Annotated in this window: 25 protein-coding genes; 11 read left to right on the top strand and 14 right to left on the bottom strand. The window is 38.7% G+C overall.

Annotated elements, in window-relative coordinates; genetic code table 11:
• Positions 1-2: 2 nt before the first annotated feature.
• The 8 genes from LQ201_RS21000 to LQ201_RS20965 form a co-directional block, all read right to left on the bottom strand.
• On the bottom strand, positions 3-236 hold the full coding sequence (locus LQ201_RS21000) for a MoaD/ThiS family protein (RefSeq protein WP_230145223.1): 234 nt from the start codon (positions 234-236) through the stop codon (positions 3-5).
• 140 nt (positions 237-376) lie between these two features.
• A complete protein-coding gene (locus LQ201_RS20995) occupies positions 377-874 on the bottom strand; it encodes a molybdopterin-binding protein (RefSeq protein ID WP_230145224.1) in 498 nt (165 codons plus the stop codon).
• 1 nt (position 875) lies between these two features.
• Entirely contained in the window at positions 876-1,616 is a 741-nt protein-coding gene (locus LQ201_RS20990; RefSeq protein ID WP_230145225.1) for a sulfite exporter TauE/SafE family protein, read from the bottom strand.
• Positions 1,617-1,619: 3 nt separating this feature from the next.
• On the bottom strand, positions 1,620-2,798 hold the full coding sequence (gene glp / locus LQ201_RS20985; RefSeq protein ID WP_230145226.1) for a gephyrin-like molybdotransferase Glp: 1,179 nt from the start codon (positions 2,796-2,798) through the stop codon (positions 1,620-1,622).
• Positions 2,799-2,805: 7 nt separating this feature from the next.
• Positions 2,806-3,786 carry a GTP 3',8-cyclase MoaA gene (moaA, locus tag LQ201_RS20980; RefSeq protein ID WP_230145227.1) on the bottom strand — a complete coding sequence of 327 codons (981 nt, stop codon included), beginning with the start codon at positions 3,784-3,786 and terminating at the stop codon, positions 2,806-2,808.
• Positions 3,783-4,373 carry an NTP transferase domain-containing protein gene (locus LQ201_RS20975; protein ID WP_230145228.1) on the bottom strand — a complete coding sequence of 197 codons (591 nt, stop codon included), beginning with the start codon at positions 4,371-4,373 and terminating at the stop codon, positions 3,783-3,785. The genes moaA and LQ201_RS20975 overlap by 4 nt, the downstream gene beginning before the upstream one ends.
• A gap of 3 nt (positions 4,374-4,376) precedes the next feature.
• Positions 4,377-5,492: an XdhC family protein gene (locus LQ201_RS20970; protein WP_230145229.1), complete on the bottom strand. Its 1,116-nt coding sequence runs from the start codon at positions 5,490-5,492 to the stop codon at positions 4,377-4,379.
• A gap of 283 nt (positions 5,493-5,775) precedes the next feature.
• Positions 5,776-6,006 carry a hypothetical protein gene (locus LQ201_RS20965; protein ID WP_036669980.1) on the bottom strand — a complete coding sequence of 77 codons (231 nt, stop codon included), beginning with the start codon at positions 6,004-6,006 and terminating at the stop codon, positions 5,776-5,778.
• A 157-nt stretch (positions 6,007-6,163) separates the two neighbouring features.
• On the opposite strand from LQ201_RS20965, the gene LQ201_RS20960 reads away from it, so the two are divergent.
• Both LQ201_RS20960 and msrB read left to right on the top strand, forming a co-directional pair.
• Positions 6,164-6,346 (top strand): twin-arginine translocase TatA/TatE family subunit, encoded by a 183-nt coding sequence (locus LQ201_RS20960; protein WP_230145230.1) that lies wholly within the window; start codon positions 6,164-6,166, stop codon positions 6,344-6,346.
• Positions 6,347-6,435: 89 nt separating this feature from the next.
• The gene (gene msrB, locus LQ201_RS20955; RefSeq protein WP_230145231.1) at positions 6,436-6,933 is read left to right on the top strand and encodes a peptide-methionine (R)-S-oxide reductase MsrB; all 498 of its coding nucleotides are present in this window, start codon (positions 6,436-6,438) and stop codon (positions 6,931-6,933) included.
• Between the two features lie 72 nt (positions 6,934-7,005).
• On the opposite strand, the gene LQ201_RS20950 is transcribed toward msrB, so the two are convergent.
• From LQ201_RS20950 to LQ201_RS20940, 3 genes are read right to left on the bottom strand one after another with little or no spacing between them, the layout of a single operon-like run.
• Positions 7,006-7,797 carry a molybdopterin-dependent oxidoreductase gene (locus tag LQ201_RS20950; protein WP_230145232.1) on the bottom strand — a complete coding sequence of 264 codons (792 nt, stop codon included), beginning with the start codon at positions 7,795-7,797 and terminating at the stop codon, positions 7,006-7,008.
• Positions 7,781-8,500: a cytochrome b/b6 domain-containing protein gene (locus LQ201_RS20945; RefSeq protein WP_230145233.1), complete on the bottom strand. Its 720-nt coding sequence runs from the start codon at positions 8,498-8,500 to the stop codon at positions 7,781-7,783. The genes LQ201_RS20950 and LQ201_RS20945 overlap by 17 nt, the downstream gene beginning before the upstream one ends.
• A gap of 52 nt (positions 8,501-8,552) precedes the next feature.
• The gene (locus tag LQ201_RS20940) at positions 8,553-9,326 is read right to left on the bottom strand and encodes a thioredoxin family protein (RefSeq protein ID WP_230145234.1); all 774 of its coding nucleotides are present in this window, start codon (positions 9,324-9,326) and stop codon (positions 8,553-8,555) included.
• Positions 9,327-9,456: 130 nt separating this feature from the next.
• On the opposite strand from LQ201_RS20940, the gene LQ201_RS20935 reads away from it, so the two are divergent.
• The 6 genes from LQ201_RS20935 to LQ201_RS20910 all read left to right on the top strand — a co-directional run bounded on the left by LQ201_RS20935 (position 9,457) and on the right by LQ201_RS20910 (position 12,805).
• Positions 9,457-10,047 (top strand): sigma-70 family RNA polymerase sigma factor, encoded by a 591-nt coding sequence (locus LQ201_RS20935; protein WP_230145235.1) that lies wholly within the window; start codon positions 9,457-9,459, stop codon positions 10,045-10,047.
• A 1-nt stretch (position 10,048) separates the two neighbouring features.
• A complete protein-coding gene (locus LQ201_RS20930) occupies positions 10,049-10,315 on the top strand; it encodes a zf-HC2 domain-containing protein (protein ID WP_230145236.1) in 267 nt (88 codons plus the stop codon).
• A gap of 61 nt (positions 10,316-10,376) precedes the next feature.
• Positions 10,377-10,640, top strand: coding sequence for a hypothetical protein (locus LQ201_RS20925; protein WP_230145237.1), 264 nt, complete (start codon positions 10,377-10,379; stop codon positions 10,638-10,640).
• 52 nt (positions 10,641-10,692) lie between these two features.
• Positions 10,693-11,274 carry a peroxiredoxin family protein gene (locus tag LQ201_RS20920; RefSeq protein ID WP_230145238.1) on the top strand — a complete coding sequence of 194 codons (582 nt, stop codon included), beginning with the start codon at positions 10,693-10,695 and terminating at the stop codon, positions 11,272-11,274.
• Between the two features lie 390 nt (positions 11,275-11,664).
• Positions 11,665-12,234 carry a hypothetical protein gene (locus LQ201_RS20915; protein ID WP_230146687.1) on the top strand — a complete coding sequence of 190 codons (570 nt, stop codon included), beginning with the start codon at positions 11,665-11,667 and terminating at the stop codon, positions 12,232-12,234.
• Between the two features lie 10 nt (positions 12,235-12,244).
• On the top strand, positions 12,245-12,805 hold the full coding sequence (locus LQ201_RS20910; protein WP_230145240.1) for a hypothetical protein: 561 nt from the start codon (positions 12,245-12,247) through the stop codon (positions 12,803-12,805).
• A gap of 149 nt (positions 12,806-12,954) precedes the next feature.
• Here the strand turns inward: LQ201_RS20910 and LQ201_RS20905 are convergent, their stop codons facing one another.
• Positions 12,955-13,926, bottom strand: coding sequence for a Gfo/Idh/MocA family protein (locus LQ201_RS20905; RefSeq protein WP_230145241.1), 972 nt, complete (start codon positions 13,924-13,926; stop codon positions 12,955-12,957).
• 275 nt (positions 13,927-14,201) lie between these two features.
• Here LQ201_RS20905 and LQ201_RS20900 point away from each other — a divergent pair, with 275 nt between their 5' ends.
• Together LQ201_RS20900 and LQ201_RS20895 are read left to right on the top strand one after the other, a co-directional pair.
• Complete coding sequence (locus LQ201_RS20900) at positions 14,202-14,399, top strand: hypothetical protein (protein WP_230145242.1); 198 nt, start codon at positions 14,202-14,204, stop codon at positions 14,397-14,399.
• 53 nt (positions 14,400-14,452) lie between these two features.
• Positions 14,453-15,265, top strand: coding sequence for an endonuclease/exonuclease/phosphatase family protein (locus LQ201_RS20895; RefSeq protein WP_230145243.1), 813 nt, complete (start codon positions 14,453-14,455; stop codon positions 15,263-15,265).
• 19 nt (positions 15,266-15,284) lie between these two features.
• Here the strand turns inward: LQ201_RS20895 and LQ201_RS20890 are convergent, their stop codons facing one another.
• Positions 15,285-16,235 carry an alpha/beta hydrolase gene (locus LQ201_RS20890; RefSeq protein ID WP_230146686.1) on the bottom strand — a complete coding sequence of 317 codons (951 nt, stop codon included), beginning with the start codon at positions 16,233-16,235 and terminating at the stop codon, positions 15,285-15,287.
• 229 nt (positions 16,236-16,464) lie between these two features.
• On the opposite strand from LQ201_RS20890, the gene LQ201_RS20885 reads away from it, so the two are divergent.
• Complete coding sequence (locus tag LQ201_RS20885) at positions 16,465-16,695, top strand: hypothetical protein (protein ID WP_029278309.1); 231 nt, start codon at positions 16,465-16,467, stop codon at positions 16,693-16,695.
• Positions 16,696-16,867: 172 nt separating this feature from the next.
• Here LQ201_RS20885 and LQ201_RS20880 read toward each other — a convergent pair whose 3' ends face one another.
• Complete coding sequence (locus LQ201_RS20880) at positions 16,868-18,691, bottom strand: M60 family metallopeptidase (RefSeq protein WP_230145245.1); 1,824 nt, start codon at positions 18,689-18,691, stop codon at positions 16,868-16,870.
• Positions 18,692-18,888: the final 197 nt, after the last annotated feature.

Below are 18,888 nucleotides of genomic sequence, written 5' to 3'. Positions count from 1 at the left end.
GTTTATCCGCCAGAAAAAGGTGGCATTATGGCTATTATAGCATTGTTGGTGATTTCGGTATTTTCCTGAACGATATTTTTGTTCAGGGCAAGTTTATATTTCATGCTTTTTAAAGCAGGAAACTGATTTTCTAGATACTGTTTAAACGTATCGGTATCAGCAATGCCATCAACCTCAATATTTTGATTGTTAATAAACTCGGAAATCTTGCCAAAACTGATCAATTCGATTTTCATCTGTATATTTTTGTTTTTATCGGTGATGAAGCGATCATGAGCATATTTTTCACAAGTTTTCTATTTGATTTTTGTGTTCAAGCGCTCGCAGGCTCGGTTTATTATCGTTGTGAGTGTTTGCTCATGATGGTTTCATGCTGCTAATTTACCTGTAAGATGCTGATTTTACTCAATCCTTTTATAAATCTTCTTCCTGTTGCGAAATCGCTTGGTGTAATAATGGCGATATTTCCCTTTTCAGCCTTGGCAGGATTGATATCGTAACCGGTTAAAACCAGCACTTGATTTCCCGTAGGCGAATTAAAGATTTCATTCCACGAGTACACCACCTTATAATTATCGGTTGCAGTAAAAACCAGGTAATATTCACTTAATTTTTTTGGAACGCTGGCATCTATTTCTACCTTGGCCAAAATATCTTTCAAAAGCACACCTTTAATGTTTTTAATGCTGCTTTTACGCTGCATCAAGTGGTTAAAAATTGTCATACTATCCAAACTAACGGATTTATAAGCACTTAAATTGTCTAAAGTAACTGTTAATGGAGCCTTAACCTTTCCTTCGACTACAAATTGCTTGCTCTCCTGTGCATTTACAGCAAAACTTAAAAATAACAAGCCGATGATAAGGTATTTCATATTATGCATGTGTAAATAGTAATTTATAAGCGGCCAGCGCCAATACACAGGCCAGAACATTCTTTAAAACGGTTTGCGGGAATTTTAAAGCGCCAAAATAAGCGCCACAAATGCCACCCACGAAAGCTACGCAAACATAAGCGAGCATATGGCTGTTAAATTCGAAGCCTTTAATGAGTTGGCCGCCTAAACCAGCAACCGAATTAACAAAGATGAATGCTGCGCTGATGGCCGCAGTCTGTTTTTGATCTGTCCACTTTAAAAGCAATAGGATAGGAGAAAGGATAATGCCTCCACCAATACCGATCATGCCCGAAAGTAAGCCGATAATACCGCCAATGGCAAGCGATAGCGGAATGTTCGATGGTTTGAAATCTTTTGGATCGGTATTTTTAAAGAAGAAAAAACGGATGACCGGGAGGAGTAACAGCACACCCAAAATCTTTTTATAAATAGAACTTTCGATTACTATCATCCCCCCCACAAAAGAGAGCGGAATAGAGGCAAGCGCAAAAGGCCAAAAGGTTTTCCACTTAAAATGACCGCCACGGTAAAATTGGATAAATGAAGTGGAGGAAACAAAAAGATTGAGCAATAGTGCTGTAGGTTTCATAATGGCCGGTGAAACGGCAAAAATGGCCATTAATGCGAGGTAACCGCTTGCGCCACCATGCCCAACAGAGGCGTATAAAAAGGCTACAATAAAAAGCAAACAGTAAAAGAGGATAAAACTTTCTTGCATGGTTTAGTTTGGTAAAATCATTACGGTTAGGATGTCGCCTTTTTTTAATTGTTCTTGTGTTTCATTAAGGCAGATCAGGCAGTTGGCCTGCGCAAATGAGCTTAATCGATACGATTCCTGCGCACTGAGCGGGGTAACCAGCCCATTTTCATATTTGCCCTTCAGGAAATGTGTAAGCCCTGCAGCTTTGGAATAGGAATGGGTAAGTTTTGCCTGAACTTCAAGTACACTATTGCTTTTATGCGATAAGGATTTGATGGATGGCAATACGTAATTATAGTAGCAGCTGAGTACAGATGATGGGTTACCCGGAAGTCCGAATATTAATTTTTGATCTTTTGTGCCAAAAAACAAAGGTTTGCCAGGTTTCTGCTTTACCTTATGAAAAATCTGTTTGATGCCACAATGTGCAGCGGCTTCGATAACAAAATCATAATCACCCACACTTACACCTCCGGTTAGCAGCACAACATCGCTGTTTTCTATTGCATTTTGCAATACGTTTTTAAGGATTTCCAGATCATCATCAGCTTCGTAAACGGCAATTTGCTCAATGCCTTCATGTTTTAAAGCTGCAGAAAGCGAATAGGAATTCGATTCGTACACCTGTCCAAATTCGAGTGTTTTTCCTGGTTGTTGTAATTCTTTCCCTGTTACAATAATCGAAATCTTTGGCATGGGATAAACGCTAACTTTGTTAATACCAATCCCGGCCAGAAAGCCAATAGCGGCAGGACTGAGCAGGCTCTCTTTTTCCATTGCCAATGCTCCGGCCATAATTTCTGAACCTTTATCCCGTACGTTTAAGCCAAGCTTTAAATTTGGATCCTGTAAGGTGATTTTTCCTTCTCTGCGTGTGATTTTTTCTTGCATTACCACAGTATCAGCTCCTCCTGGTAAAGGGGCACCTGTAAATATCCTGCTGGTTTCGCCGTTTTGGATGCTCATGGTGGTTGCCGTTCCTGCGGCCATTTCGCCAATTAAGGAGAGTTCTTGTTCGTGATCTTCGAATTTGATGGCATAACCATCCATCGATGACTGGCTAAATGCAGGAATATCGTATTTAGCATAAACATCCGCTGCAAGAATGTGTCCTGATGCCTTTGCCAAATCGATTGAAATGGGATTGAGTGTTATGATGTGTTTAGAAATGAGGTCTTTTGCTTCTTTAACGCTAATCATGAAAATTTTATCCTCCAATGGTAATCATACTTCTGTTTTGAATGGTAGTAGCGTCAATTTTTTCGAAATCGCTTACCAACTGTCCACCTAATGCTTTCTTTTTGCTCCAAATGGCCGATTGGATTAGTGGAAGCACATCTTCGTTTTTCCGCAATGCCGTAAGCAGATCGGTTTCACTATCCGAAAAAAGGCAGTTTTTGAGTTTGCCATCTGCAGTTAAGCGCATGCGGTTACAGGTATCGCAAAAAGGATTGGTCATGGTGCTGATAATGGCAAACGAGCCTTCGTGACCGGGGATCATGAAACTTTTAGCCGTATCATGCGGTTCTCCTTTAACAGGTAATACGGTGAAATCTTTTTCAACCACGGATAGGATTTCATCTAAAGAAAACATCTTATTGCTCGTCCATTTGTTACCGCTAAAGGGCATGAACTCAATAAATCGGATCTGGATGGGATTGTGTTTAGTCCAGCTGATGAAATCATTGATTTCGTTATCATTAAGCCCTTTCATCACCACCATATTTACTTTTACCTTGATTTTATGCTGCAAAAGCAGTTCGATATTACTGCGTACCTGATGGAAAACATCCCTTCGGGTAATCATAAAGAACTTCTCAGGCTGTAATGTATCCAGACTAATATTAATGGTTTTAATGCCTGCTTCTTTTAATACAGGCAACATTTCGGCAATGCGGGTTCCGTTTGTCGTAATCACGAGCTCAACCGGAAGTTTGCCTAATGCAGCAATAATTTGGGCTGCATCTTTTCGCACCAAGGGTTCACCACCTGTAAGCCTGATTTTTTTTACGCCATTGGCCACAAAAATTTCTGCCAGCTTAATAATTTCGTCGGTTTGCATAAGCCGGGAGGCAGGGGTGAAGTCGTATTCTTCCTCTGGCATGCAATAAAAGCAGCGAAAATTGCAGTTATCGGTAAGCGATATCCGCAGGTAATCGTGTATTCTTCCAAAAGAATCTGCTATCATTGCTGGCTAATTAAATTGTTATAATCTGTTTCTGTATCAATATCAATTTCTCCATGTTCAAAAACAACTGTTTCTACATCCTGAGGATATTGTTTGAGTATCTTTTTTGCTCCTTCTGCTCCTGTGAGCGATAAAAGTGCTTCAAAATAATCTTTTTTGAAGAGGACAGGAGTTCCTATCGTTTCGGAATAGGTGCTGGCAATTATATTTTTACCTGTTTCTTTCTGCTTTTCGATTAAGTTATTAAAGTTACTCATTTTTATAAAAGCCTGGTCGGCTACAGCAATAATGATACTTTCAATTTCGCTATTATTTCTGATTATAGCTGAAAGCCCGGCTACAATGCTCGATGCCATTCCATTTTCCCAACTTTCATTGATAACGAAATTAACCTGATCATGCTGATGCTGGCTGGCTATTTCTTTAGCGTTTGCACCTAAAACAGTGATAACGGGTCTGCAACTTGTTTCTAAAGCTTCATTTATTATGGTTTGCAAGAGCGTTTTCCCTTTGTAATCCAAAAGCTGTTTTGGTCTTCCCAAACGTGAAGAACTACCTGCTGCCAATATGATAATGCCCGTTTTCAATGCTTAATTGTTTTTTAATTCGTAAACATGGATCGGTTTTTTCTTCTCTTTTAAAAACATGGCCGAAGCACCTGTAAAAACAGATTTAATCTCGGCTAGGATGGAAATGGCGATTTCTTCTGCAGTTTCTGCGCCAATATCCAATCCAACCGGACCATGCACACGTGTTTGGTTTGCTGGCGTTGCCAAATCCAGTTCATCTAACATCCTAACTAGTTTTTTCTTTGGTCCAAGTGTGCCGATATAGGGAGCATTTGTGCCCAATAGATACTTAAGTAGTTCGAGGTCGTAATTGTAATTATGGGTCATCAATACAAAAGCCGTTTGTTCATCTATCTGAATTTGAGCTAACACATTTTCGGGTTTGCTTACCAAAACCTTGGTTGCATTTGCAAAACGTTGTGGCGTAGCATGTGTAGGTCTTCCATCTATCACAGTTACTTCCCAGCCTAAAAGGTAAGCCATTTCGGCTAAAGGCTGTGCATCATTGCCTGCGCCTGCTATAATCAATGAAATTGGGGGTTGGATAAACTCGAGAAAGGCATCAATCTGTTGGTTGTTAAAATTATAAGCTTTAATTGCCGTGGTCTTATATTCAGAAACTTCAAGGATATCTTTAATTGTCTCATTGAAGATCGCTTCGGGGATTTTAGATAGAATAGGTTCATTTCTAAAAAGCATACTTGTACCCAACTGCAGCTTATCTGTTAGGGAAAAAAGTATTGCTAAAACTGCATTTTCCCTTTTGCTTTGCAATGCGGTTAAAATGGCAATGGGATTTAGCTCATCTGCTTCTATAATGGGTTCGAACAAAATATGTACGATGCCATTGCAGCCCAGTTGAACGCCAAATTTGGCATCATCTTCATCTGTGGTGTCGTAAGTAATTAATTTGTTTTCTTGCTGTACAATTGCTGAAAGTGCTTTTCGCAACGCATCGCCTTCTAAACAACCGCCACTAATGGCGCCTGTTAACTGGCCATCTTCAGTAATCAACATTCTTGCACCAGGTCTGCGGTAAGAAGAACCCTCTACCTTAACTACCGTAGCAAGGGCTGTTTTTTTCTTTTCCTTCGTTGCTTTTTGATATGCCTTTATGATATCGGTAATTTCTTTCATTAGGGATTGATGCAATAAATAGATGATGCAATTTAATGATAATCTATTACAAATAGCCAAAGCAAAGGGAAGATATACCTTTTAAAGAAGTATTACGAATAAAAAGCCTGGATTTTTTGATTCTAATTTGGGCAGTCATTTGTGCAGTCAGATGTTACCATCTGACTGATAAAGTAAATTCCAATGTGGAATTGCAATAGCAACTCCAATGCTTATTATCTTTGAGAAAGAGATTCAGTGTCAGATAGTAATATCTGACACCACTAGAATGTGATATCCAGGCTTAAAAAGGCTCGGAATGAAAAATTTCGAGGTTAATACAGCGCAAACCAATACTGTTAAAGAGTTCGGTGATTTCTTTTGTCCAATCTCTTGGCGAATCTACCCTGAGGATTTTATCAGAATCCCATAAATCGATATTCCATTTAATTTCTTTGAACTGGCTGTTCAGCAATGGGCTGATTACGTTTAACTCGTTATCCGTGGATACATTTGTTTTGAAAACGGCTATCATATAGAAAAGTTTTTAGGTTTGTTGGAACTGTAGACGTACAACTTTAGAAATTACTTTAAATCGGAGTGTTTTTTTTTGACGGGGTTTTAAATTTGAAATTGAGAACCAGTCCTACGCTTTATGCGTATGTGTAAATATCACTAAAACAAAAAACGAAATGTTGAATACAACCATCGCTGCCTTGCTGGGAGGCCCTGAAATGATCATTGTTGGAGTTGCGCTATTATTACTGTTCGGCGGAAAAAAAATCCCTGAGTTAATGAAAGGATTAGGAAAAGGCATAAAAGAATTTAAGGCCGGGCAAGAAGAGGAAAAACCTAAAGTATCAAAAGAAGCATAGCTAAGCAGATCATATTTCTGATTTTGCCGGTATTTGGCTTTAGTTTAACCCATTTGTAAGGATTGTTCTTGCCATACGACTAATGTAATATGAAAAAGTTAAAATTATTGATGATACCGCTCATGGCGCTTGCATTGAATGCCTGTAGCCAGGGCAAGCCAATGGGCGCAAAAATGGAAAATAAGACCAGTTTATATCCGGAAGCAAAGCCGGCAGCAGACTGGAAAAAAGTACTTTCTGTAGATGCCTACGAAATTATGGTAAACGGTGGAACGGAAACGCCATATAAAAACCCTTATTGGAACAACCATCAAAAAGGGATTTATGTAAGTGCCGCTACAGGCAAACCTTTATTTTCGTCGGATACAAAATTTGATTCGGGAACAGGATGGCCGAGTTTTTTTAATCCGATAGATCCGAAAACGATTAAAATTGTAACCGATAAATCAGATGGTATGGTGAGGGATGAAGTTGTTGAAGCCAGCACAGGTTTACATTTGGGGCATGTATTTGATGATGGACCTGAACCAACAGGTAAAAGATATTGCATGAATTCTTATGCGTTGAAGTTTATTCCTACGAAATAAGCTGCAATAGGAGTATATCTAGTCATCCTGATGAACAACTAAAAACCGTCAAAATTTAAAGTGAAGATCAGTTTATAAACCTGAATAGTAATCGTAACCCTGTTCTGCCCAGTAATCTCTGGGTCTCTTATCGCTAAAAGACATGGTTCCGATTCTTTTCAGGTTTTTAATGCCATACTTAACGGGCACAATCAGCCTTAAGGGCGCCCCATGCTCAATGCTGATCGGTTTACCATTCATTTCATAAGCCAGTAGTGTTTGTGGATGCAGGATACTTTCTCTTTCCAGGCCTACATAATACGCTCCATTGGGCGTTTCTAAGCCCAAATATTGTTTTTTAGCTTCTTCCTCGAGCTTAAAATATGATAAAAAGTCGCTTAGTTTTACGCCTGCCCAGTGTTGGATTTCGTCCCAACCCTCTACACATTTAAAATCGTAAACAATTTCTGTTTTAGGTAATGCTTTTAGTGCTTCTATGCTGATATGTTGATCTTTTAGGTTTTTAAGTTTTACGACGAGTTTCCAGCGGCTAACATCAAAATCTTCATCATCTTCAATACCAATCAGGCTGTTTACCCTCGGCGTTTTTGCAGCTTCCATTATCGGATAAGTTTTAACCAAATGTTTATTGCTGAAGAGGTTGCGGAAAAAGAGTTCTGTTTTATTCAGCGCTCTGCGTAAAGGAGCACGGGTACCCCCAGTAATGCCCGGTGTTTCTTCGGGAGCATTTAAAAGCCAATTCCAGCCCGCGGCAGCACTACCTCCAAGTGCCACGAATGCCCCAAACGAAATAAAGGTTCGTCTCTTGATTTTCTGCTCAACCGTTAATGGAGCCTTAATCTTCTTTTTATGGTTTGTTTTCATCTTTATCTTCGGGTTTTTGAGGTATTAGGGGCTCGGGGTTAAACTTGACTTGTTCTTCTACCACTTCAAATCCGGCCACTACAGCCCTGAAATTATTCCATCCGGCAATCACTACCTGAATAATGTGGATCAAAAAGAATAAGACATATCCAATGGTTAAAGCAAAGTGGAGAATCCTGGCGAAATGATAACCGCCACATAGCCAACAGAGCCAGTAAAATTGTACAGGTTTATAAATGGCCAGGCCTGTTGCTACAGAACCAATACCCATAAATATAATCGCGGTATAGACTATGCGCTGTGCAGCATTGTATTTCTTTTGCGGTGGGATAGTTTTACGGATATGAAAGTCGTGCAGTAGCACCAGCCAGGCTTCTTTAAAAGAGTGTTTGTTGGGTAATAGCTCGCGCCAGGCTCCAGAGAAAACAGTGTAAAGAATGTAGAGCAAGCCGTTAATGAAAAAGAACCACATAAAAAGAAAGTGAAATGCCATTCCTTCGGCTAGTCGGCCTGAAATGTGGAAATAATCGTAAAACCATTCAGGGAAAAATTTAATGAAGCTGAAGCCAAATATTGAAATGCCATATGCATCATTGGCCCAATAAATAAAAAGCCCACTCCAAATCATCACGGCCAAAACCGGGAAATTAACCCAATGTGTCCATCGCATTAAGAGCGAATGTTTTTCTTTAATTACTTTCATGCTGAGGCTGTTTATGATATAAACGCAGACGATTATCGCTCGGATTTACGACTTAATTCAAAGCTAACAGGTTTCTTAAACTTGTTGCCGCGGTTATCTTACCCGTTTTATTGTTTTGTAAAAAGGCAATCAGCGCTGTCGGCCGCTTTCCGTTCACTGTCTCCATTTGTACATTTACAGTTCCATTGGTTTTTCCTCCCAGTGCAAAAGTTTCGAACTGAGTTATGATCTGCACATGGCTTAAAGTCTTGCCTTTATTTTCGCCTTTTAAAACCTGATTACTTGCTTTTGCAATTACGAAAGCCACAGCTAGTGAATAACCGTCGGTTGGCAGATCTGAGTTATAATTTAGCATGAGGTTACCATTGTCTGTTTTGCTGGTTGAAATAGCTAAATTTCCGGTGGATGGTTTGGCAAGTGCCGTTTTAATGCTATTACGAAGAATGTTTTCTTCCGAACCTATAAATTCTTTACTTCCATTTACCACAACCTGCGGTGTGTAAACGGTTTTAAGGTTAAGCCAATCGGCATATTGGTTTTGTCGGGAAGAAAATTTTGAATTGCTAAAGCTATCTTTCCAGCCCAGCCTGTTCCAATAATCTACGTGAAAGGCCAATAAGTATACAGGCTTGTTTTGAGTTTCTTTTTCGATCTCAGCCAATAATGCATCGGCAGGAGGACAGCTCGAACAGCCTTCTGAAGTAAAAAGTTCTACAACTGCAAAACCTGTTTTGGCTTGAGGTTTTGGTGTGGTTTTATTATCTGCAATAAAAGCAACACTGAGGAGGCTTATCACCAAAAGAGGTAATGCTATTTTTGTGATCATGGTCATCAATTTTAGGCTTAGTCGTTTTCGATGCACAACCCTTACAGAAAAAAATAAAAAAATATGTAAGGAAGTTTCTTTTCTCGCGACTAAGCATTTAAGCACTATATTTATATAAGATACGTAAAAAATGCAAAACGAAACGGACAAAGGCCTTACGGCCAAAAGTCTTCACTCAGATCCAATTAGCTGGGTAGAAAAATATGCCGATTACCTTTATGGATTTGCGATGTCGAGATTAAGAGATGAAGATGTGGCCAAAGATCTGGTGCAGGATACCTTTTTGGCAGGATTGCAGCGTTTAAACCGTTTTGAAGGTAATAGTGAGGAAAAAACATGGTTAACAGCCATCCTTAAAAACAAGATTGCCGATTTTTACCGAAAACGATCTGCCATTAATTTAAAGGCAGTAGGTATAGAAGATGAACGACAGGATTTTTTTGATGCAGAATCAGGGCATTGGACTGAAAAAGATTACCCGAGAGCATTTGGTTTGGAGGTAGACAATCCTTTGATGATGAAAGAGCTGGGGAACATATTAAATGAATGTTTGGCTAAACTTCCCGGATTATGGTTTTCGGTATTCTCGATGAAACATATGGACGATCTGGCTTCGGAACTGATCTGTACCGAACTTAAACTCACAGCGGCAAATTTCTGGGTAATTATGCACCGCACAAAACTTAACCTGAGGGCCTGCCTTCAAAAAAACTGGAACTGATATGACGAGCGCGCTAAAAAATATAATCTATAACTGTAGGCAAGCAACTTTTTTGATCGAAAAAAGAATTGCTGGAAAAATTACAGCTGCCGAAACGTTACAATTGCATGTACATTTGGCAGGCTGTTCGGTATGCAAAATTTATCAACAGCAGAGTATATTAATTAACAAGGTATTTGTAGGGTTTGGAAATGCTGATTTTAAACTTGATGAGGCCTTTAAAAAAACATTAACAGAAAAGATTGAAAAAGAAATCAATAAAAATTGATTTTTCTTGTAAGGTTATGGTTATTACTTCGACTAAGGGATAAACAAAACGCATAAAAAACATGAAAAATCAAATTTTAAGATCAGCAGGAAAATTGTTTATGGCCACTTTAGTTGTGGCTAGCCTTTCGTTACCAAGTTTTGCTTCGGTTAACAGTCCATTACAAGAAAAGATGTCTAAAATGAAACAAGACAAAATGGAGAAGAAAAAAATGGACAAAATGGAGAAAAACAAGATGGATAAAATGAAAACCGATTCGATGAAAAAAGCCAAAATGGAAAAATCTAAAATGGCTAAAGAAAAAATGTCGAAAAGTAAAATGTAAAAAAAATAGGCAGGGAACTCGCTTTTCCTGCCTTTTGTTAAATAAATATAAAATGAAAAGAATTATACTATTTGTTGGCTTAATTGCTACATTATCCTTTCAGGTAAAGGCACAAAAAGGTTTAAAAGAAGGTGATAAAGCACCTATGTTTAGCGGAATGGATCAAAACGGTAAAACCGTGAGTTTGAAAAGTGCGCTTAAAGCCCACCGTTCTGTAGTGTTGTTTTTTTATCGCGGCCAATGGTGTCCTTATTGTAATAAACACATTAAAGAGCTGCAAGATTCTTTAAGTTTATTAAGTGGAAAAGATGCTTATGTAATCGGTGTTACGCCTGAAACCAAAGAAAATATCGATAAAACCATCAAAAAAACCAGTGCTGGTTTTTCTATCCTTCAGGATAAAGATGATGAGATTATGAAAGCCTACAACGTTAACTTTATGATGGACGAAGCTACTTTTACGAAATACAAGGGTTATGGTATAAATTTAGAAGACAACAATGGCAATACCCGACATACCTTACCGGTTCCTGCTACCTATATCATCGATCGTTCAGGGAAAATTAAATATGTTCATTTCGATCCCAACTATCAAAAAAGAGCTTCTGTAAAACTTTTACTTTCGAAACTTTAGGTAAAGTATAGTATAATTTTTTTATTGTTGCGAGGTGACATTTTAAATAAAATTTAGATGATCGATCGGTCATGTCCATTTTGCTTGGAAATGGAAGGGCAGTAACGCTTAGCGCGCTGCAGTCCTGCTTTTGGTACAAGTCCCGATGAAGAATCGGGAGCTTTCCCCGACAATCAGGTTTATAGACAGTGTTTTGCGCCTTGCAACCCCAAAAATGAAATACAATTTTAGCGATTAAGCCGCGGGTGAAGCATTACCCCGATATCGTTAAGTTAACAGTTTTAACCACAGATTAGCACAGCTAAACACAGATTTTCATATCTGTGTGCATCTTTTCTATCTGTGGCTAAATTATTTTTGCTTGTGCCGAATGGCATAACTTAATGACAATTGAGCGTTACCTTGCAGGTTGAGGTACGAAAACTGAAGCGTAAATTTTATCTGTTATTTTCTTATCTTCAGATTTTGAAGCTTATGGTAAGAGATGAAATGATTTTGTATAAAAAGGCTTGGGACCCTGGCAGTTGTTCATTTATGGCCAGCATGTTTTTGTTTACATTTATCATTATAGCCCTTGTTTCCTTTTTTTCGGAAGAAAAAGAGGCCTTATCTATCTCCCTTTATGTTTCTGCGGTACTCACTTTTATATTAGTAACTGTAAGAGTAGTGGGTTATTGGGCAAAGCGTGAAGAAAACACAGTGCTATTAACGGTATGTGAAGAAGGAATTCATTACCATGAACATACCACTCTTATCCAATGGAAAGTTATAGCCGATATACAGATTGTTAACCGTGAACTTTCGGTTTCTGTTGGTGCCACACCTGCATTGGATTTTACATTAAATTTATTAGACACCGACCTACAGGAAACGTTCGACGATTTCTGCCAGTTGCTTAACCGGTATTATTATCCCAAAACCGTTTATATCTATGAATCTTCAGTTTCTTGTGGCTGCTAAATAATTCATGATGAAACCTGAATATATAACGATATTACCTGATGAAAGAGGTGTAAATTACGCAGACGATCCTTTATGGCAACGGATTTATAACTATTCGCCGGATAATGAAGATTTTGCAATCCCTTTTTCACGGAAATTAGCAGTTACCGAGGGCTGGACAAGACGGTTTACTTTGCTGGCGATAGCAGAGTATAAGCGTTTTGTGTATCTCTGCTGCATATCGCAGAACGGGGCATCGCCTTCTATTGTGGTTGATAAGGTATGGCATATGCACCTGTTGTATACGGTAGAGTACTGGGAAAAATTCTGCCCGTTGGTTTTGGGCCGGAATTTACATCATTATCCCAATGTGGGGGGGATTGTGGAATACAATAAACATCAGGATTGGTATTTGGAAACATTAAAACTTTATCTGTTTATTTTCAAAGAAAACCCTCCTCCTGATTTTTGGAGAATACCCAAGGAGATTTTACCACATTTATTAGATAAGAAAGATGCCACCTCTTCACAAAACAGTAAGAAATCGTTTTACAATAGAATTATAGGCATCATAATACGTAGATTTTAGTTTCTCAGTAATTTTAGGATTATAACAGATAAGATCGACAAAAATCTGTGTAAACTGTCCGTTGAGCCATTTTTACCGCATAAACTAAAAAGAAGTACCCATCTATGTCTAACATGGTTCAATTAAAATGATCCTTCGTCGAATTACTCTTACTTCCGCGTAAAATCATCCATTAACTTCATTGTAATCAATGCATCTTCGCCACTGCATGGGTTTTCTCTTTTGCCTAAAAAGTAATCAACTACTTTTTCAATCATAGGTTGTTGCACATGTTGCAAAGGTTTAAATATAAATTCTTCCGTTTGATCAGTTGTAACCGTGACTTTATTGCCAAACATTGGGAAACTGATGTTACCTTTTGAACCATAAATTACGCAAACATCGGCCTGATCTTGTGCGGCAACAGAGAAACACCAGGTGCCGCTGAAAACAACTCCTTTTTCGAAATGGATATTTCCCGCAACCAGATCATCAACCCCAGTGTTTTCCTGTTGTCTGATGGCAAGGCCCATGGCATTTTTTACAGCACCGAAATAATAAGTCATGAGATCTAATTGATGTGGCGCCAGGTCATGAAATAAACCACCACCAGAAATGGCTGGATTGATCCGCCAATTATCGGCTGTTTTGGCAATTAGTGCGGGGTTAGGCGGCTGGAGCATTTTTAACCTAACTAAACGAACGTCGCCAATGGTATGTGCTGCCAATAGTTCTTTAACTTTTAAAAACATGGGTTGTGCACGGCGATAATGAGCCACGCAAAGCTTTATCTTTAGCTGATTAGCAGCATCAGTCATGCGTTGAGCAGCATTAGCATCTAAAGTCATAGGTTTTTCTACATATACCGGCTTGCCGGCTTTTAAAGCCTCGATGGTATAAGCTTCGTGCTGTAGGGGTGGAGTAGCAATGTAAATGGCATTAACCTCCGGATCGTTAATCAGTTGAGTGGCATTGTCATACCATTTCGGAACATGGTGTCTTTTTGCATAATCTGCTGCTTTGGCACTATCACGGCGCATTACGGCCACCAATTTAGAATTGGCTACCTTATTAAAAGCTGGCCCGCTTTTTACTTCGGTCACATCTCCACAGCCAATAATGCCCCATCTGATTTCTTCCATTGTATAATTGATTTGAAAGGTTGAATTTAGAAAATATTGCCTGGAAAACATGCTCAATCGATAGAAAGCTTTGTAAAAAAGAAAAGGGATTCACTTTGGGAGTGATCCCTAATCAACTAACCAAACAAACTATTCCGGAAACCACGCCGGAATCAATTTATAAACGAAAGAATTAGGAGATTGTTTTAACGGTTTTGTCTATTTAGTGTATTTTTTTAAAAAGAAAAATAAAACCTTTATCCGGAATATAGCCTTCCTTTTTTTAGCTTTGTATTATGCAAAATCTTTCCAAGAAACTTCAGATTGATCTTATAGAACTTAAGGCAAAATATGCCTTTATTATGGATGAACTGGAAGTAACATTTGCAGATGCTTACCTGTCGAAGTTGCAAGCTAAACAACGCCTGGCCGAGCAGATGATGATAGAAATGGAAAGGATATTGGCTGGCGAAGCTGGAACGCATGAAAACTAACTTACCAAGATAAAGAGATAGTTTTTGATATTAATCTTAAGGATTTAACCGATATGAAATTATACTCTTTTTTAATCCTAAGTATTTGCCTTTTGGGCGCTTGTTCACGTAAGATCAACAGACAAGTTGAATCAAACAGTAACGTACTGCGCATCATGTCTTATAACCTTCACCATTGTAACCCGCCATCAAAAGAGAAAGAAGGCCTTATTGATGTGGATGCCATTGCCAAAGCGATAGCACAACAAAAGCCTGATCTTGTGGCTTTACAAGAAGTAGACGTGAATACCAAAAGATCGGGCACTGTTAACCAGGCCGCTTTGCTGGCCACCAAATTAAAGATGAATTTTTATTTTGGTAAAGCGATAGACCATGATGGGGGTGACTACGGCGTAGCTATTTTATCACGTTTTCCTTTATCTGCACAGCAGACTTTTATGTTGCCTAAAAATAATGATGCCAAAGCAGAACAAAGGGTTTTGGCCATTGCAACTGCCAAAATTGCCAAAGGAGTTTTTATCCGTTTTGCTTCTACCCATCTTGATGCACAACGCCCGGAAGATAACCGTATACTTCAAGCTAAGGAGATTAATCGGTTAACAGCAAAAGAAACCCTGCCGTTAATTGTTGCAGGTGATTTAAACGCCGATCCAAGTTCAGAAAGCATTAAAATATTCGATTCTAATTTCACCAGAACATGTAGCAATTGTGGTTTTACCATTCCTGTGATCAACCCGCGGAAAACAATTGATCATATTGGTTTTAAAACAGGAAATCCTTTTAAAATTGTTTCGCACGAGGTTATTTCTGAGCGTTATGCTTCTGATCATTTGCCTATCGTTGCAGTGCTCGAATTGAAAAAATAGCGAAACCATATGATTTACACTACCTCTTTTTTAAAGCAGGGGGTATGCTAAAAGTGGGTTTTTTGTCGGCATCTTTAAAGTCTACTTCCATGAAGTAGCGCTTTTGTTTAATGATGTAATTTTCGATAAACCACAAAATATCTGGCAGGTTTTCGACCATTGGCGAGCCTGCTATTTCGTGTCCCATACCTTGTACATACTGAAAATAATATGGATAACCATTTTTTTTGAAGGTGCGTGCCAGGTATTTAGAGCCAAAAAAGCCCCTATTAAATAATCTCACTTTGTTAAAGGGTACAAGATTATCGGCTGTGCCATGAAAAAGCATTGTAGGTGCTGGTGGCGTAGCATATTTTGGCGCACCATGATAACTTAATATTGCTCCGGCAAAAGAAATTACACCTTTGTATTGAAAATGCTGTGGGAGTTTAGCCGATAACGCTGTCGCATTCCGCTTGTTATAGTCGGCGTGCAGTGCCGTAATAGCGCCCGCACTTGATCCCGATAGGATGATCATAGCCGTATCGATACCGAGTTCTTTTGCATTTTTAAGCAGATACGCTGTTGCTTCGAAAACATCAGTCGTAGCGGTATCAATAGCAGCTTTTAAATTTGAAGTATTAAAGGGACTGGGAAATTTCTTTCCTTTAAGGCCTAATCTATAATCAACAGACACCACTTTAAAACCATGCCCTATTAAAGTGTTAAAGTATTGATCAAATAACTTACTGTCTCTGTGGCCCATTACAAAGCCACCACCAAATACAAAAAGTACCGTTGGCTTCGTTTCTGTTATTTTGCCACTGTAATAAATATCTAACTTTAGTGCGCCTGAATCTGTTTGCGAAAATATTTTAGTATCTACACGATATTTTTTATCCTTGAGTACAATCTGCCCAATTGAAGATAGAGAACTGAATAAAAGCGTGAGGAACAGTAAACTTAGCGGATATACTTTGTTATTGGGCATCATCTATTTTTTAGGAAGAGGTTCGCTACTAGCCAAATTTGATCGGCTTTGATTTTTAAGCTAATTTATTGCATTTTCAGCTTAAGTGCAATTAAATGCGCTACATAATACGGTTGGATTGATCGTATTGAAGAAGCTTTTGTTAACATTTCTTAATAAGTTAATATGAAAGCGCTGATAAGTTAAAATGCTTTGTTTTGCTTTGTGGCAAAAGAAATAATAATTGATTATGCAAAACAATCAGGTAACAGTTAGCCCGGATCTCCAGCAGTTTATTGATAAGTTTGAACCCAGTAAATTTAAACTCATGTCTGGAGGAATCGAAATCAGGGGAATAAACGATATGCAAAGAAATATTGCCCAAGCCAGAGCAATCATCGAAAGATTAAAACTTCGCCTAATTGTTTCGCATAATGCAGAAATGCTTAGCTATCGCGGTTTTGAAGTAAATAACCTATAAGCCAAAAACCGATTTTCCGGTTTATAATCAACCTGCCACCAGGTTCATTGTTAAAATGCTATTTCCGTTATACTTAAAACATTTTTTTGACTGGAAATATTAATCAAAAATACAATGTCTGTAACGATAAATAAAAAGAGGACCACCTATAGGCCCTCTTTTTATGAAATCGTTAATTGTATAATCCCAGTTCTGCCAGTGATGCAAACTGTAAACCATCTTGTGCAGAGTTCATAATTATCTTAAGATATCTTAAGGTTTTGGTGCTGCCAAACGCAAAATATTGTACTCCGGCCGCATTTTGAGCTACATAATTGTTTACCGATGTGAAATTTATATTATCGGTACTTGTTAAAACCTGAAAGTTTTTAATCGCACGGCTCAATCCGCTTCTTTGCACTAAACTTAAGCCGTTTGCCGATTTCGAAGCTCCTAAATCAATCACTATCTGGTGCGGATAACTTGTTGCAGAAGTAGTCCAGCGTGAGTGCCAGAACGTACTGTGGCTACCATCAATTAATGTAGCAGCCCTACCATTGATAGCGCCCTCGCCGCTGGTTTCTTCGGAGCTGAAAGAATTAATGCTCCAGCCAGTTTTACTTAATTCTGTTAAAGGTGCAACATTGTCTTGCAAGGTAGAGGGATCAGTGCTTGGCGCAGGTAAACCCAAAGCAGCTATATCTGCATATATTTGAGTTGTAGCTGCTGAAGTAGATAAATTTAATCCCCATTTTTGGAAGAAACCAGTTAAGTTTTTGCCCGATATACTACATGCCTTCAGCATGAAATAACGCATCCTGGCATCATCATTAGCTAAGGTTGGATTTTCAACACGCATATCCTTGGCCAGGGTTCTATAAAAATTATCACCATAGGCTAAGGTTAATTGTTGAAACATACAGAGTCTGATAAACAGATCGGTTAAAGGATTGGTATAGCTTGCTGATCCGTTATAATCTTTTGTACCGGCAGGTTTTCCTAAATAGGTAAAAGCTTTTGGCCACACGCCATCGTTTACCAACCTGTTGATAGACGGGGTAAGGGTACGTTGCACATATAAACTGTAAAGATTTACCGAAACCTCACCTAAAGCTCCCCAACGCCACATCATTTGGTGCTGGTGGCCCAGTTCGTGCCATAATCCCCAACCATTGGTGCCTACTGCGCTTAAAGTTAAAATGGCATTAACATCTGAGGTGATATAAGCTGTACGATAATCATAAGCGAAAAAATAATAGGCCGGATCCTCATGCTGCGTTAAAAGATAGGTATGCACATTTTTCGCATGTGCGGGCAAAGAGTTGTCTAAGCCGTTCAAATCATCCTCTAGCGCAATAACCTGCGTAATTTTGTTCAATATAGCACCCTGGTCTTCTGCTTGGTATTGTATTGCTTTAGTTCTTGATACCACGATAAAGCAATTTGAGCCCTCTAAAACAACATCAGGAGTAGTGTAAGTTTGTAATTGATTAATCCAGTCTGAATTGGTGGTTACGCCGAGTTTGTAATATGGAGCGTATTGGTAACCGCTATTAAAAGTTACTTTAGCGGTAGAGCCAGTTGTAGAATTGGTGTACCTGATCCACAATAAGCCCCCAACAGCGTTGGTAATGGTATTCGTACCCGCTGTTAACTGCACGGATGTGGGCTGGGTGTTCCAGGTGCCATATCGAGAATAGGTGCCAATTAATAATTTTGGCAAGCTGGTGCCTGCGGTTTGTTCTACGGTGATATCTAAAGTAGCACCTGGGGCCATGTATAAACCGGTTGCAGTAAAATCGGTTAAATAGTATCCATTTTTTAGGCGGTCTCTTTCGATTGATGCGCTAATTTTTTCGGTGACATTAAAAACATTGGTTTGAGTGAGGGATTGCACACTGAAGCTGCCCATAGTTTTTTTGCTGTTTACAACTTCTTCTTGTAATACAGCCGCTTTTTTACAGGCTGAAAGGCCTACAATCGCTGATACGGTTAAGAGTAATAGTTTCTTTTTCATTTTTTAGGTTTTTGTTAATATTTGGTTATAGGTAGCCATATTCCAATAAATGGATTATGGTAATAATTACATTTGTAATGTCTAGTCAGCCAGTTTATTCTAAAACAGGTGGTGTGAGTCTGTTTAAAACGTCAATACAATGTATTCATAATTACATTGATGTAAAAGGATAAAGACTGCGCAAACGTTTGATCCGC

The organism is Pedobacter sp. Bi126, assembly GCF_918698245.1.
In the GTDB taxonomy this organism is placed as follows: Bacteria; Bacteroidota; Bacteroidia; order Sphingobacteriales; family Sphingobacteriaceae; genus Pedobacter.
The sequence above is the reverse complement of the archived record's forward strand: the minus strand, read 5'-3'. Positions and strand labels throughout refer to the sequence as shown.

What these genes read in the sequence shown, in the direction of transcription:
- LQ201_RS20990 (WP_230145225.1), bottom strand. Translation starts at nt 1,616, where the DNA reads ATGCAAGAAAGTTTTATCCTCTTTTACTGTTTGCTTTTTATTGTAGCC.
- glp (WP_230145226.1), bottom strand. Translation starts at nt 2,798, where the DNA reads ATGATTAGCGTTAAAGAAGCAAAAGACCTCATTTCTAAACACATCATA.
- LQ201_RS20995 (WP_230145224.1), bottom strand. Translation starts at nt 874, where the DNA reads ATGAAATACCTTATCATCGGCTTGTTATTTTTAAGTTTTGCTGTAAAT.
- LQ201_RS20910 (WP_230145240.1), top strand. Translation starts at nt 12,245, where the DNA reads ATGAAACCTGAATATATAACGATATTACCTGATGAAAGAGGTGTAAAT.
- LQ201_RS21000 (WP_230145223.1), bottom strand. Translation starts at nt 236, where the DNA reads ATGAAAATCGAATTGATCAGTTTTGGCAAGATTTCCGAGTTTATTAAC.
- LQ201_RS20945 (WP_230145233.1), bottom strand. Translation starts at nt 8,500, where the DNA reads ATGAAAGTAATTAAAGAAAAACATTCGCTCTTAATGCGATGGACACAT.
- msrB (WP_230145231.1), top strand. Translation starts at nt 6,436, where the DNA reads ATGAAAAAGTTAAAATTATTGATGATACCGCTCATGGCGCTTGCATTG.
- LQ201_RS20970 (WP_230145229.1), bottom strand. Translation starts at nt 5,492, where the DNA reads ATGAAAGAAATTACCGATATCATAAAGGCATATCAAAAAGCAACGAAG.
- LQ201_RS20950 (WP_230145232.1), bottom strand. Translation starts at nt 7,797, where the DNA reads ATGAAAACAAACCATAAAAAGAAGATTAAGGCTCCATTAACGGTTGAG.
- LQ201_RS20940 (WP_230145234.1), bottom strand. Translation starts at nt 9,326, where the DNA reads ATGATCACAAAAATAGCATTACCTCTTTTGGTGATAAGCCTCCTCAGT.
- LQ201_RS20920 (WP_230145238.1), top strand. Translation starts at nt 10,693, where the DNA reads ATGAAAAGAATTATACTATTTGTTGGCTTAATTGCTACATTATCCTTT.
- LQ201_RS20935 (WP_230145235.1), top strand. Translation starts at nt 9,457, where the DNA reads ATGCAAAACGAAACGGACAAAGGCCTTACGGCCAAAAGTCTTCACTCA.
- LQ201_RS20890 (WP_230146686.1), bottom strand. Translation starts at nt 16,235, where the DNA reads ATGCCCAATAACAAAGTATATCCGCTAAGTTTACTGTTCCTCACGCTT.
- LQ201_RS20885 (WP_029278309.1), top strand. Translation starts at nt 16,465, where the DNA reads ATGCAAAACAATCAGGTAACAGTTAGCCCGGATCTCCAGCAGTTTATT.
- LQ201_RS20960 (WP_230145230.1), top strand. Translation starts at nt 6,164, where the DNA reads ATGTTGAATACAACCATCGCTGCCTTGCTGGGAGGCCCTGAAATGATC.
- LQ201_RS20900 (WP_230145242.1), top strand. Translation starts at nt 14,202, where the DNA reads ATGCAAAATCTTTCCAAGAAACTTCAGATTGATCTTATAGAACTTAAG.
- LQ201_RS20880 (WP_230145245.1), bottom strand. Translation starts at nt 18,691, where the DNA reads ATGAAAAAGAAACTATTACTCTTAACCGTATCAGCGATTGTAGGCCTT.
- LQ201_RS20905 (WP_230145241.1), bottom strand. Translation starts at nt 13,926, where the DNA reads ATGGAAGAAATCAGATGGGGCATTATTGGCTGTGGAGATGTGACCGAA.
- LQ201_RS20895 (WP_230145243.1), top strand. Translation starts at nt 14,453, where the DNA reads ATGAAATTATACTCTTTTTTAATCCTAAGTATTTGCCTTTTGGGCGCT.
- LQ201_RS20965 (WP_036669980.1), bottom strand. Translation starts at nt 6,006, where the DNA reads ATGATAGCCGTTTTCAAAACAAATGTATCCACGGATAACGAGTTAAAC.
- moaA (WP_230145227.1), bottom strand. Translation starts at nt 3,786, where the DNA reads ATGATAGCAGATTCTTTTGGAAGAATACACGATTACCTGCGGATATCG.
- LQ201_RS20925 (WP_230145237.1), top strand. Translation starts at nt 10,377, where the DNA reads ATGAAAAATCAAATTTTAAGATCAGCAGGAAAATTGTTTATGGCCACT.
- LQ201_RS20930 (WP_230145236.1), top strand. Translation starts at nt 10,049, where the DNA reads ATGACGAGCGCGCTAAAAAATATAATCTATAACTGTAGGCAAGCAACT.